A 12832-nucleotide genomic window follows, 5' to 3' on the forward strand; every position below is an offset into this window, starting at 1 on the left:
CCTTCCCCATCTTACCATTCATAGGCCTTGGGCAGGCTGCCCTCGGCCGGGCTGGCGTAGCGGTCGCGCAGCTTGGTCTGGCGGTTGTCGATCGGCTGCTGGATGCCGTCGATCCACACCGCGACCGGCGCCGATTCCATTTCCAGCGGATCGCCGTCCCAGATCACCACATCGCCCGCCTTGCCGGCCTTGAGCGAGCCGATCCGGTCGCCCAGCCCCATCGCCTCGGCCGGGGCGGAGGTGATGCTGCGCAGTGCCTGGCCCCAACTGAGGCCGGTGGCGCCCGGCACCTTGTTGAGCGCGACCATATTGCCCGCCTGCTGGGTGGCGAGGCGCAGTTGCAGCGCTTCGTCCCGGTCCATCAGCCCCATGGCGACGGGCACGCCCGCCTTCACCATGCGGCCGACATTGCTCTGGGTCGCGGCCAGCTTCTCGAAGCTGGAGGGCAGGTCGTCGAGCCCGCCGGCGATCACCGGCACCTTGGCTGCGGCGATCTGGCTGGCGACCATCCAGCCCTCGGTCGCGCCGGCGAGGATCAGCTTCAGCGCCGGGAAGTCCTTCCGGAGCGCCAGCACGCCGAGAATGTCGCGCGCGCTTTCGACATGGATCATCAGCGGCATGGCGCCGGCGACGACCGGGACCAGCGCCTCGGCATCGACGCGGTTGAGCAGCGCATCCTTCGAGCGGCCATCATAGCTGGCCGGGGCCCTGGCATAATCCTGCGCCTCGCGCAGCATCATCTTGAAGGTGAGATAGGCCGCCGGACGGCTGCCGCCGGCATCCTCCGCACCTTCTTCGCCCATCTCGACATATTGGAAGGCACGCGCCTTGGTGATCGGGTCCATGTCGGCACCCAGATCGACCACGGCGCCCTGCCCGGCAAAGATCCCGTTGCCGGTCGCGGGCACGACCACCGCGCGGGTCACGCCGGCGGTGCGGCTGATCGCGATCGGATTGGCCAGCGGGTTGATCGCCGGCGCAACGTCGATCGCGGCCGAGAAGGGCGTGCGGGCGTTGATGTCGTTGGTTTCCTTGACGCCGGGCACTTCGGCCAGGCCCACGCGCGAGAAGCCCGAGACGATGCCGGGCGTCACCCATTTGCCGCTGGCGTCGATGGTCTTGGCGCCGGCCGGCACGGCGACGCCGGCCCCGGCGGCCACCACCTTGCCCGCGGAAATCACCACGGTGCCATTCTGGATCGGTTCCGACCCGTCACCAATCGCCAGGGTGGCGCCGGTGATGGCGATGGTCTGGGCCAGCGCCAAGGGCGAGGCGGCAACGGCGAGCAGCGCGGCGGCGGCACGAATTGCGGTCTTGATCGTCATTTCACGTCTCCCGCGCCGATCTGGCCGAGTTCGAAGTCGGTTACCGGGCGCCGCTTGGGATCATTGGCGTCATAGAGCAAGGCGCCGTCGACCCAGACCTTTTCCGGCCGGGTATAGGTGCTGAACGGATTGCCGTTCCACAGCACGACGTCGGCCATCTTGCCGACCTTCAGGCTGCCGGTCTGGTCGGCGATGCCCATTGCCTTGGCCGGGTTGATGGCAAGCCAGGTCCAGGCGATCTCGTCAGGGATGTTCAGCCCCATGCGACGGCCCGCGCCCAATGCCTTGGCCGCTTCCTGGTTCAGGCGCTGAATGCCATTCTCGTCATCGGAATGGACGATGGCGCAGGCGCCGGCCTGATGGACCAGCGGGACATTTTCCTTGATCCCGTCATAGGCTTCCATCTTGAAGCCATACCAGTCGCCCCACATGGCCGCGCAGATGCCGTTCTCGCGCAGCAGATCGGCGATCTTGTAGGCCTCGACCGCATGGTGGAAGGCGGTGACCTTGTAGCCGAACTCCTTCGACATATCGATCACATTGGCCATTTCGTCGGCGCGGTAGCAGTGGTTCTGAACCAGGATCTTGCCTTCCAGCGCGTCGGCCAGCGTCTCCATGCCGAGGTCACGGGTCTGGTCCTTACCGGCAGCGCGCTTCTTCTGATATTCGCGCGCCTTGATCCAGGTCTGGCGATCGACCGCCATATTGCCCATGCGGGTGCTGGGCTCGCGGCCCTTGGCGCCATAGACGCGCTTGGGATTTTCGCCACAGGCCATCTTCAGGCCATAGGGCGCGCCGGGGAACTTCATGCCCTGCATGGTGCGCGCCTGCACATTCTTCAGGATCACGCTGCGACCGCCGAACAGATTGCCCGAGCCCGGCAGGATCTGAAGCGTGGTGACGCCGCCATTGGCGAGCGCGCGACCGAACCCCGGATCCTGCGGCCAGACCGAATGTTCGGCCCAGACATGGGGCGTGACCGGCGAGGTCATTTCATTGCCATCCGAATGCGCGTCCACAGCAGGCGAGGGATAGACGCCCAGATGGCTGTGAATATCGATGACGCCGGGCGTCACGAACTTGCCGGTGCCGTCGAACACCGCGATGTCGGCCGGGATCGGCGTGTCGGGACCGCCGACCGATGTGATCTTGCCGCCCGACAGGAAGACGACGCCCTTGTCGATCCGCCCGCCCTCGCCATCGAAGATGGTCGCGCCGCGGATTGCGGTCGCCACGCCCGGATAGGGCTTGTAGGTGGAGGGATAGGGATTGTCCGGCTCGGCCGAACTGCCCTGAGACGCCGGTGCGGGCTGATCCTTTTCCTTCTTGGCGACCGCCGGCGCGGTCATGCCGGTCGCGACCAGCGCCAGCCCCAGCAGCAGCTTGCTGCGTGCGTTCATGCCTGTTTCCCCTTTTCAGCGGCAATGAGATCGAGATGCATCATGCGTTTCACATAGGGCGAGACGAGCAGCACCAGACCGCCAACCACCACGGAAAACCAGCCGATGCGGCTGTATATGTCGAGAACCTGGGTCACGTCGCCCGCTTCCCCGCTACCGGTGGCGCGCGCGATCAGCCCGGCGATGAAATTGCCCGCGGCCATCGCGAGGAACCAGGTGCCCATCACCAGCCCGACCATGTTCGACACCGACAGGCGCGTCATCGCCGACAGGCCGACCGGCGAGAAGCAGAGTTCCGCCATGGTGTGGAGCAGGTAGATGAGGAAGACGAAGATCACCGGCGTCAGCGACTGGCCGGCCATCGCTGCGCCCGCGACCAGCACCAGGAATCCGGCGCCGCACAGGATGAGGCCGATGCCGAACTTGGCGGGCGAGGAGGGTTCCAGCCGGCGCTTGTCGAGGAAGGTCCACAGCACCGCGAACAGCGGCGCGAGCAGGATGATGTAGATGGAGTTGACCGACTGGAACAAAGAGGCCGGCACGTCCCAGCCCAGGATGACGCGATCGACATTGCGGTCGGTGAAGATGTTGAGCGAGGAACCGGTCTGTTCGAACAGGCCCCAGAAGAGCGGATTGAGCGCGATCAAGAAGAGCGCAGCAAACATCCGGTCGCGCTCCACCTTGGTCAGCACCGTCACCGAGCGCCACAATATGTAGGCGACGGTCAGGGCCGAGAAGATCAGCAGCGTATAGCCCAGCAGTTCGGCATAGCGGATGACCATCCAGATCGCCGCCACGCCCAGCGCGGCGCTGGCATAGATGGTCCATTCCTGCGAGATCGTGCCGATCGCCGGCGCGCGCAGCTTTTCCGGCGCGGGTGGCTCGCCCTTGCCCAGCAGCCAGGGCCGCAGCCAGACGAACATGACGAGGCCGAGCAGCATGCCGACGCCGGCCGCGCCGAAGCCCCAGCTCCAGCCCCACAGCTCGCCCAGCAGGCCGCAGACGATCGGTCCGCTGGCGCCGCCCAGGTTGATGCCCATGTAGAAGATGGAGAAGGCCGGGTCGCGGCGATGATCGTCACGGGCATAAAGTTCGCCCACCAGCACCGAGATATTGGCCTTCAGGAAGCCGGTGCCGACGATGATGCTGGCCAGCGCCAGATAGAAGCCGTTGAGATAGAAGGCATCCTGTCCCCCCGGCCCTTCGGTGACGGCGATTAGGAAATGGCCGATGGCGATGAACACCCCGCCCACCAGCACCGCCTTGCGCGGGCCAAGGAACCGGTCGGCCAGATAGCCGCCGATGACCGGGGTGATATAGACCAGCGAGGTATAGGCGCCGTAGAGGAGATAAGCCTTGTCCTCGCCGAACAGGAAATGTTTGGTGAGGTAGAAAATCAGGATGGCACGCATGCCATAATAGGAAAAACGTTCCCACATTTCCGCGAAGAACAGCAGGAACAGGCCGCGCGGATGGCCGAGCCAGGTCTTGCCTGCCTCCGCCGGTACGGTGATTGCGGTCGCCATCGGACCCCCTTGCAATTGTCTTTTTGTGCCGGCCGGCGAAAGCGGCGGCGTTATGGCGCGGACCCTAGAGGGGAAAGGTGGGCAGAGTCAAAGCGGCGCTGAAGCGATAGGAACTCTGCCCTTCGCCCTTGCGCCCGGCGGCAAAGCGTCCCATTTGGCAACCGATGTTCAACGACCTTTCCAGCCCCCTCACCCTGCTGCAGACCCGCCGTTCCGGCAAGCCGCGCGACCTGATCGCGCCCGGCCCGGACGATGCGCAGCTGCGCCAGATCCTCGAAGTCGCGCTGCGCACGCCCGATCATGGCAAGCTGGCGCCCTGGCGCTTCGTGATCGTGCCGCAGGACAAGCGGGAAAAGCTGGCCGCGCTGCTGGAGACCGCCTATCGCGCCGAGAAGCCGGAGGCCGGGCGGCTGGAGATCGAGGCGATGCACCAGTTCGCGCATCAGGCGCCGACCCTGGTGGTGGCGCTGTCAAAGCCGGTCGCGGGCAGCAAGATCCCGGTCTGGGAGCAGGAATTGTCGGCCGGCGCCGCGATCATGAACCTGCTGCACGCCACCCATGCCCTGGGCTTTGCCGGCGGCTGGCTGACCGGCTGGCCGAGCTTCAATGACGATGTGCGCGACGCCTTTGGCAGCGCGGACGAACGGCTGGCCGGATTCGTCTTCATCGGCACGCCCTCGCGCGCGCTGGAAGAACGGCCCCGGCCAGATTATGACGATATCGTATCGACATGGGACAGATAATTGCCGACAATATGGCCGTTCACGTAATCGGGTCCATTGACCTGCACGGCTGTATTATGGCACTGATGCACTTATGAGCGACGAATCCAAACCCGTCTATCTCCGCCTTCGCGAGATCATTGCCGCCTCCATCCTGGATGGGGACTATCGCGATGGCGACCTCCTCCCCTCGGTCCGCGCCTTTGCTGCGCAGCAGGGCGCTAATCCGCTGACCGTGGCCAAGGCCTATCAGAGCTTTCAGGATGACGGACTGGTCGTCGTGAAGCGGGGCGTGGGCATGTTCGTCGCCGATGGCGCGACCCGTAAGCTGCGCGAGGCCGAACGCAACCGCTTCCTGGAAAGCGTGTGGCCGCCGGTCGCGGCACAGATCAGGCGGCTGGGCATCCGGCTCGACGAACTGGACAGCCAGAAGGTCTGAAGAAGAGCGCCCCAAGGGGCGCTTTTTTTTTTACAATGAAGCGAGCGCCTTGAGCGCCAACTGGCGATCCGGGAAATTGGTAGCTGCCGCGCGCGACAGGGCGCGCTTCGCCTCCGCCTTGCGCCCGGCAGCGGCATAGGCCTGCCCGAGGTGAAGCTGGAAGGGCGGGTTTTGCGGCGCGAGGGCTACCGCCTTTTCCAGCAGGTCGATCGCCGCCGGCCCTTGCGCATCGGTGCGCAGCAGCACCAGGCCATAGATGTCGGCGGTGACCGGATTGGCCGGCATCAGGCGATAGGCCTGGGCCGCATAGAGGCGCGCCTTGCCGGGCGAGCCCGTTTCCAAGCTCGCACGGGCCAGGTCGGCCATCAGCAGCGCATCATGGCCGCCGGTCTGCGCCTGCACCGCCTGCAAAAGGCGCAGCGCACCGCGCCAGTCATGCGCCTGCATCGCCGCCCCGGCCGCCAGTCGCTGCATCTCCACATCCATCGGGTTCTGCGCCAGGAACAGGCGGACGAGTTGCAGGGCGCGGGTAGGAGCGCCCGCCGCGCTCCAGGCCGCAACCAGCCGCAGTGCGGCATTGCGGTCGAACCGGATATTGGCCGCCGCCTCGAAACTGCGGGCGGCATCGACGGGCCGGCCGGCGGCGACCAGCGCATCGCCCAGCACCACATGCGCGGCCGGCGCGCCGGGATTGGCGCGCGCCAGCAGCGCGGCGCGGTCGACCGCCTCGCCCGTGCGCCCCTGCGTCAGCAGCGCGCGGATATAGGGGATATTGTCGGCCGCGGTGGCGACATCGGCCGGCGGCGCAATCACGGCATTCGCCCCACCCAGCAGGTCCGACGAGGGACGCACCGGCCAGGATGCGCGGGCCAGCAGCGCATCGGCCTGCGCGCGATCGCCCAGTTGCTCCTGCGCGCGGGCGGCCAGCGTCAGCACATAGGGATCGGCATCATGGCGATCGACAAGGGGCGCGAGCGTCGCCGCCGTGCCGGCATAGTCGCCGGTCAGATAGGCGGCGCGGGCCAGCAGCGTGCGCGCCACGCGATTGTCGGGCTGCATCGCCACCAGCGGCCCCAGCGCATCGGCCGCCAGCACGGCATTGCCATCCGACAGATGCAGCACGCCGCGCAGCAACCGGGTCGCCGGTTCGTCATCCAGCCGGCCATCGGCGCGCGCCAGCAGGGTGCGGGCAAGATCGGTGCGACCGGCGCGGGCAGCGATCACCGCCTGCAAAATCCAGGCGCGCGGATTGCCGGGATCGAGCGCCAGGATGCGCCGGCTGACGCTGAGCGCGCGGCTCGCACGGCCGGCATCGGCCAGCGTCGCGGCATATTCGGTGAGCGGGGCAAGCGCATTGGGATGATCGTCCAGCGCCCGTTCGAACCAGGGCAGCGCCGCCACCAGCCCATATTGATCGCGGATCAGCATGCCGCGCAGGGTCAGCGCATCCGGATCGCCCGGTGCCAACGTCAGCGCCTTGTCCGCCGCCGCAATCGCCCCGGCCTGGTCGCCCAGCATCAGGCGGAACCGGCCGAGATCGATCCAGGTCCGGGCTGCGCGCGGGGCGAGATGCAGCGCATCGTCAAAGGCGCGCTGGGCGGCATCATTGTCGCCCTTGGCCTGCCAGGCGCGGGCGGCGACACGGGCCGCGTCGGCCGACTTTGCTTCGTCCGCCTGCACCGCGCGCAGGGCGCCATCGGCATCGCCCTGCAACAGCAGCGCCTGCGCCAGCAGGTCATTTGTATCCGAGACGCTGGCGCCCAGCTTGCGCGCGCGCAGCAGGTCGGCCTGCGCCCCGGCGCCATCGCCCAGCTCCATCAGTGCGCGGGCATGGCCCAGCCGCGCCGGGAGCGATGCCGGATTACCGCGAATGGCGTTCATCAGCTCGATCCGGGCGGTGCGCGCATCGCCGGCATCCAGCGCAGCGAGCCCGCGCGCGAGCGCGGCACTGCCGTCCGCCTCATGCACGCGCCACTGCCACAGGCCGGCCAGCGCCAGCAGCAGCAGGGCAAGGCCCGCCAGCAGGATCAGGCGTGAGCGCCGCATCGATCAGCCCTGCATCTTATATTGTTTGAGCAGGTCATAGAGGGTCGGCCGGCTGATCCCCAATATCTTGGCGGCACTGGAAATATTGCCGTCCGTGCGCGCAATCGCCCGGCGAATGGCGCGACGATCGGCCATTTCGCGCGCAGCCTTGAGATTGACGACCTCGCTGCCTTCGGCCCGATCGCCGTCGAGATCGAGATCGGCCGCCGTCACATGCTTGCCATCCGCCATGATGACCGCGCGCTTCACGCGATTTTCCAGCTCGCGGACATTGCCCGGCCAGCCCCAGGCGTCGAGTGCGGCGAGCGCATCGGGAGCGAAGCCTTTGACCTGCGTGTTCATGTCCTGCGCAAAGCGGGTGAGGAAATGGCGCGCGAGCAGCGCCGGATCGCCCGGCCGATCGCGCAGCGCGGGGATGCGGATGACGATTTCGGCGAGGCGATAATAGAGATCCTCGCGGAAGCTGGCGGCGGCGATCATCGCGTCGAGATCCTGATGGGTGGCGCAGACGATGCGCGTGTCGACCGCGATCGGCTGGCGCCCGCCGATCCGTTCGATCACCCTTTCCTGCAGGAAACGCAGCAGCTTCACCTGCAGGGGCAAGGGAATGTCGCCAACCTCGTCCAGGAACAGGGTGCCGCCCTGCGCCTGTTCGATCTTGCCGGGGGTGGTCTTGACCGCGCCGGTGAAGGCGCCCTTTTCATGCCCGAACAGTTCTGATTCCAGCAGGGTTTCTGGGATGGCCGCGCAATTGATCGCGACGAAGGCACCGCCGCGACGCGGGCTGGCATCATGCAGCCCCTGCGCCAGCAATTCCTTGCCGGTGCCGCTGGCGCCCAGCAGCATGACCGAGACATCGGCGCTAGCGACCCGCTCGATCGTGCGGGCGACCCGCATCATCTCCGGCGCGCCGGTAATCATCCGGCCGAGCACCCTGCCCCCCTCCGGCGCGGCTTCGGCGAGGCGCGCATTTTCCTGTTCCAGCGCATGGACATGGAAGGCGCGGCGAACGATCAGGCCCAGTTCGTCAATGTCGACCGGCTTCTGGTAGAAATCATAGGCGCCGCCGGAAATGGCATTGAGCGCGCTTTCCCGTGCGCCATGGCCCGACGCCACGATCACCTTGGTATCGGGCTTGATGCGCAATATCTCCTCCAGCGTGGCAAAGCCCTCGCTGGTGCCGTCCGGGTCCGGCGGCAGGCCCAGGTCGAGCGTCACCACATCGGGCGCCTCCATCCGCAGCATCTCGATCGCTTCGAGCCGATCGCCGGCGATGAACAGCTGATAATCCTCATAGGCCCAGCGCAATTGCCGCTGCAGGCCGGGATCATCCTCGACGATCAGCAATTTGGGGCGGGTGTCGCTCATCAGGCGGCCTTTCCTTGAACATCATCGCGCGCCGGCGCAGGCGCCAGCGGCAGGCGCAGGGTGAAACGGCTCCCCACGCCGGGTTTGCTTTCCACGTCGATCCGCCCGCCCATCGCCTCGGCCAAGCTGCGCGCCTCGAAAGCGCCGAGGCCAAAGCCGCCGGCCTTGCTGGACGAAAAGGGCTTGAACAGATCGCGGCGGATGAATTCGGCGGTCATGCCGCAGCCCTGATCGACCACAGCCAGCGTCGCCTGGCCATGCGCGCTGCCCAGATGCAGTTCGACCGGGCGATCGGCATCGCTGGCATCGATCGCATTTTGCAGCAGATGGACCAGTATCTGCTCGACCCGCGCCGGATCGGCGAGCGCGACCGGCACGTCACCGCTAACGGTAATGGCCCGCTGGCGGGCGCGGCTGCGCACAACCTGATCGACCAGCGGCGCCAGCGCCACCGGGCGCGGCTCTTCGGGCCGGCCCTTGTTATGCTGCGACAGCCGGGCAAGCATGTCGTTCATCTTGCCCACCGACTCCTTGAGCGTCAGCAGCATGTCGGCGCGAAAATCGGGATTGTCGGCGTGTCGCTCGGCATTGCGCGAGAGCAGGGACAATTGGCTGACCAGATTCTTGATGTCATGCGCGATGAAGGCGAAGCGGCGGTTGAACTCGTCGAAGCGCTGGGCGTCGTCGAGCGCCTGCTGCCCCTGCGCCTCGCTGATATGGGTCGCCGCCTGGCGCCCGGCAGCGCGCAGCATGTCGAAATCCTCCCAGTCGAGGCGGCGGTCGATCGGCGGCGGCGCAAGCAGGATCGCGCCGATCAGACGGCCATAATGGAGCAGCGGCACCAGCGCCCAGACATGGGCATCCTCGATCAGCCAAGGCGGCAGGTCGAAGGTGGCGTCGCCATCGCGGATGCGACCGACGTCGACGATCCACCCGCTTTTTTCCCAGCTTTCCAGTTGATCGAGCGGCAGGGACAAGCCGGCGATCGGCTCCTGCGGCCAGTTCCATTGCGCCTCGAACGCCAGCCGACCGTCATCGGTGCGCAGCAGCAACAGCGCGGCGGGGGAATCGGTGATGTCGGCGACCGCCTTGGCCACCCGCTCGCCCAGCGGCGGGGCATTTTCGCCCGGACGGCCGATGGTTTCGCCAAAGCGCATCCATTCGGTGCGATAGTCGTAGCGATGCTGGAAGAAATGCTTGGCGACCTGCACCTTCCACAGCGCGCGCATCTGTGGCGAGGGCAGCAGGACGAGCGCGGTCACCGCGACGAAGAAGACCGCGCCAATCTCCACCACCCGCGCATAGGGGCCGGCGATCATCTCGATCAGCACCGCCGCCGCGGTCAGCACCACGACATAGAGGCCGACCGCGACCAGCGACAGCGACTGGAAGGCGATGGTGCGCGACAATTGCAGCCGCCCGGCCATTTCCTTGCGCATGCCGATCGCGATCACCGGCGCCAGCAGCGCCATCAGCGGCCCACGCAGCGCATAGAGTTCGTTGACCCGGTCCATCGCGAAATAGCCGATGACATAGAGATTGAGGTCATAGGTCCACATCGCCGCCAGCGCGCCGAGCAACAGCGACACCCGCCCGCGATCGCGCGAGGGCCAGGCGGTGTAGAGATGATGGACCAGCAGCAGGCAGCCGATCGCCGTCATCATCCGCAGCACCAGCGACACCGCCACCAGCATCTGATGCAGGTCGCTGCGGACGGGCAATTGCCGCCAGGTAAGATCGGTCGAGGTCTGTAGGAAAATGAGGCCGGCAACGGCGAGATAGACGAGGCCGACGGCGACCAGCGCCCCGCTGCGCGAGGCCGGGCCGCGCCGCAGCATGACGAACAGCAGCATCAGCCAGGCGGCGTTGCGGACGCTTTCGGCAATCCCCGACAGCGGTTTGTCGACGCCGCCGAACGAGACATAGAGCGCCCAGCAGGAGGTCAGCAGCAGCGCGCTGGCGAGCATGCGCGGCTCGGCCGCATCGTCCCGGCGCCGCAGGATGAAGATGCCAAGCGCGGCGAACAGGACCGCGGCCAGTGCATGGCCCCAGTCGCCGATGAATTGCAGCAGCGCGCTCATCGCCTGCCGCTCAGCGTGCGCCGTCGGGCCAGAGGATCACCCGCACCGTCTGGATCAGGATCAGCAGATCCAGGAAGGGCGTGTAATTCTTGGCATAATAAAGATCATATTCCAGCTTGTGGCGAGCGTCCTCGATCGACGCGCCATAGGGATAGTTGATCTGGGCCCAGCCGGTGATGCCGGGCTTCACCATGTGCCGTTCGGCATAATAGCGCAGATGCTGCTCCAGATCCTCGACGAACTGGCGCCGTTCCGGACGCGGACCGACGAAGCTCATCTCGCCCTTCAGCACGGTCCAGCTCTGGGGCAGCTCGTCGATCCGCAACTTGCGCAGCCAATAGCCCAGGCGCGTGATGCGCGGATCATCCTTCTCCGCCCAGACCGCCTGGCCCTTGACCTCGGCATCCTGGCGCATGGTGCGCAGCTTCACGATCCAGAATTCCTGGCCAAACAGACCGACGCGCTGCTGCCGGTAGAAAGCCGGGCCACGGCTGTCGAGCTTCACCAGCAAGGCGGCGAACAGGATGATCGGGCCGGTCAGCAGCAGCAGGATCGAACTGGCGATGATATCGAAGATGCGCTTGGCGATGCTCGACAGGCGACGACCGGCGGAAAAGCCATCGGAAAAGATCAGCCAGCTGGGATTGACGCTGTCGAGATCGACGCGCCCGGTCTCGCGCTCCAGGAAAGTGGAGAGGTCATTGACATGAACGCCGGTGGTCTTGATCCGCAACAGGTCGGACATGGGGATGGCGTTGCGCCGTTCCTCCAGCGCGAGCACGACCTCGCTGGCATTGAGACGCACCACATAGTCGGACATATTGTAGATGGCGGTGCGGTTGATCGCCTCCTCCACCACCTGATCGCCGTCATTCATGGCGATATAGCCGACCACCAGGAAACCGGCGCCACGCTTCTGTTCCAGGTCGCGGATGCGGTTGGCGCGCCGGCCGGCCCCCAGCACGACAAGGCGGCGCTTGAACGCCTCGCCGCCGAGCAGCGAGCCGAGCAGCATGCGAGCCAGTAGCAGCAGCCCCATCGCCAGCCCCATCGCGTAGAGCGAATTGGAGCGCCACAGGGTGATGCCGGGCAGCAGGAAATACATGACCGAGAGGAATATGACGCCGAGCGAGATGGCGACCAGCAGGCGGGCGAAGGCGAAACGGATCGATTGCAGCGCTTCGGGGCTGTAGACGCCGACCGCGATCATGCCGGTCTGGATGGCGAAGGCGAAGCTCAGCAGCGGGCCGATGCGGGTCGCGATCGGCTCGACATCCATGCCGATCTGATGCGCGCGCAGAATCCAGCCCGCTTCCGCCGCGCCGATCAGCAGCAGGAAATCGAGCAGGCCAAGCAGCAGCACCGCATGGGGGACATAATGTTTGAACAGCCTGATCATCGTATCGCGCTTCTTCCCGCAGCACCGCCCCTCCGGTCGGGAAGGGCCGCCAACTGGAGTCGGCCCAGCCTTACAATAAGCTGTAAGGAAATCCGACAGGGCTCTGAGCCTGCCTGAAAATGGCAAAGAAAATCTGAAGATGGCGCCAACGACTGTAAATCAAGACGACACCGGTTCGCCTTGTACCACCCGATCGCAAGGAGGTTCAGTTGTTGTTGCGCAGTTTGTCCGCGGCATTGCGCGCGGCTTCACCCACGATCCGGGCACCATTGTCGACCGAATTCGCCGCCTGAGTAATGGCGTCGGCGCGCCGATCCTCGCGACTTTCGCTGGTGAGGTAGAAGAAGCCTATCGCCAGGATCAGGGCCAGCGCTACCAGCGCGAAGACGATGCCGCCGCTGCCTTGCGGACGATCCGAGCGTCGCCCGGTCCGATCCTGTCGATGTTGCGGGTCGCTGCCCATGGCTTCCATCCTTCCCATGGCATTTCAACCGCCAAGCCGGGCGGATCGTTCCCGATCACGCCG

General features: G+C 66.3%; 10 protein-coding genes. 2 read left to right on the forward strand and 8 right to left on the reverse strand.

Annotated elements, in window-relative coordinates:
• Positions 1–11: 11 nt before the first annotated feature.
• Genes N6H05_RS21570 through N6H05_RS21580 form a run of 3 tightly spaced genes read right to left on the reverse strand, consistent with a single transcriptional unit; the run spans position 12 to position 4251 of the window.
• Positions 12–1325 carry an amidohydrolase family protein gene (locus tag N6H05_RS21570; protein ID WP_284111615.1) on the reverse strand — a complete coding sequence of 438 codons (1314 nt, stop codon included), beginning with the start codon at positions 1323–1325 and terminating at the stop codon, positions 12–14.
• The gene (locus N6H05_RS21575; RefSeq protein WP_284111616.1) at positions 1322–2725 is read right to left on the reverse strand and encodes an amidohydrolase; all 1404 of its coding nucleotides are present in this window, start codon (positions 2723–2725) and stop codon (positions 1322–1324) included. Before N6H05_RS21575 ends, N6H05_RS21570 begins: the two co-directional genes overlap by 4 nt.
• Positions 2722–4251, reverse strand: a complete 1530-nt coding sequence (locus N6H05_RS21580; RefSeq protein WP_284111617.1) for a peptide MFS transporter — start codon at positions 4249–4251, stop codon at positions 2722–2724. The genes N6H05_RS21575 and N6H05_RS21580 overlap by 4 nt, the downstream gene beginning before the upstream one ends.
• A 164-nt stretch (positions 4252–4415) precedes the next feature.
• Here N6H05_RS21580 and N6H05_RS21585 point away from each other — a divergent pair, with 164 nt between their 5' ends.
• Together N6H05_RS21585 and N6H05_RS21590 are read left to right on the forward strand one after the other, a co-directional pair.
• Positions 4416–4994: a nitroreductase family protein gene (locus N6H05_RS21585; RefSeq protein WP_284111618.1), complete on the forward strand. Its 579-nt coding sequence runs from the start codon at positions 4416–4418 to the stop codon at positions 4992–4994.
• Positions 4995–5067: 73 nt separating this feature from the next.
• Positions 5068–5412 carry a GntR family transcriptional regulator gene (locus N6H05_RS21590; protein ID WP_284111619.1) on the forward strand — a complete coding sequence of 115 codons (345 nt, stop codon included), beginning with the start codon at positions 5068–5070 and terminating at the stop codon, positions 5410–5412.
• A 30-nt stretch (positions 5413–5442) separates the two neighbouring features.
• On the opposite strand, the gene N6H05_RS21595 is transcribed toward N6H05_RS21590, so the two are convergent.
• The 5 genes from N6H05_RS21595 to N6H05_RS21615 all read right to left on the reverse strand — a co-directional run bounded on the left by N6H05_RS21595 (position 5443) and on the right by N6H05_RS21615 (position 12769).
• On the reverse strand, positions 5443–7458 hold the full coding sequence (locus tag N6H05_RS21595) for a tetratricopeptide repeat protein (protein WP_284111620.1): 2016 nt from the start codon (positions 7456–7458) through the stop codon (positions 5443–5445).
• 3 nt (positions 7459–7461) lie between these two features.
• The gene (gene prsR / locus N6H05_RS21600) at positions 7462–8826 is read right to left on the reverse strand and encodes a PEP-CTERM-box response regulator transcription factor (protein ID WP_284111621.1); all 1365 of its coding nucleotides are present in this window, start codon (positions 8824–8826) and stop codon (positions 7462–7464) included.
• Positions 8826–10907 carry an XrtA/PEP-CTERM system histidine kinase PrsK gene (gene prsK / locus N6H05_RS21605; RefSeq protein WP_284111622.1) on the reverse strand — a complete coding sequence of 694 codons (2082 nt, stop codon included), beginning with the start codon at positions 10905–10907 and terminating at the stop codon, positions 8826–8828. The genes prsR and prsK overlap by 1 nt, the downstream gene beginning before the upstream one ends.
• 10 nt (positions 10908–10917) lie before the next feature.
• Positions 10918–12306: a TIGR03013 family XrtA/PEP-CTERM system glycosyltransferase gene (locus tag N6H05_RS21610; RefSeq protein WP_284111623.1), complete on the reverse strand. Its 1389-nt coding sequence runs from the start codon at positions 12304–12306 to the stop codon at positions 10918–10920.
• Positions 12307–12511: 205 nt separating this feature from the next.
• Entirely contained in the window at positions 12512–12769 is a 258-nt protein-coding gene (locus N6H05_RS21615) for a hypothetical protein (protein ID WP_284111624.1), read from the reverse strand.
• Between the last annotated feature and the right edge of the window lie 63 nt (positions 12770–12832).

It is taken from the genome of Sphingobium sp. WTD-1, assembly GCF_030128825.1.
Lineage (GTDB): Bacteria > Pseudomonadota > Alphaproteobacteria > Sphingomonadales > Sphingomonadaceae > Sphingobium.

Bases quoted from the DNA above. Each gene is read 5' to 3' on its own strand.
- N6H05_RS21595 (WP_284111620.1), bottom strand. From the start codon at position 7,458: ATGCGGCGCTCACGCCTGATCCTGCTGGCGGGCCTTGCCCTGCTGCTG.
- prsR (WP_284111621.1), bottom strand. From the start codon at position 8,826: ATGAGCGACACCCGCCCCAAATTGCTGATCGTCGAGGATGATCCCGGC.
- prsK (WP_284111622.1), bottom strand. From the start codon at position 10,907: ATGAGCGCGCTGCTGCAATTCATCGGCGACTGGGGCCATGCACTGGCC.
- N6H05_RS21615 (WP_284111624.1), bottom strand. From the start codon at position 12,769: ATGGGCAGCGACCCGCAACATCGACAGGATCGGACCGGGCGACGCTCG.
- N6H05_RS21590 (WP_284111619.1), top strand. From the start codon at position 5,068: ATGAGCGACGAATCCAAACCCGTCTATCTCCGCCTTCGCGAGATCATT.
- N6H05_RS21585 (WP_284111618.1), top strand. From the start codon at position 4,416: ATGTTCAACGACCTTTCCAGCCCCCTCACCCTGCTGCAGACCCGCCGT.
- N6H05_RS21580 (WP_284111617.1), bottom strand. From the start codon at position 4,251: ATGGCGACCGCAATCACCGTACCGGCGGAGGCAGGCAAGACCTGGCTC.
- N6H05_RS21610 (WP_284111623.1), bottom strand. From the start codon at position 12,306: ATGATCAGGCTGTTCAAACATTATGTCCCCCATGCGGTGCTGCTGCTT.
- N6H05_RS21575 (WP_284111616.1), bottom strand. From the start codon at position 2,725: ATGAACGCACGCAGCAAGCTGCTGCTGGGGCTGGCGCTGGTCGCGACC.
- N6H05_RS21570 (WP_284111615.1), bottom strand. From the start codon at position 1,325: ATGACGATCAAGACCGCAATTCGTGCCGCCGCCGCGCTGCTCGCCGTT.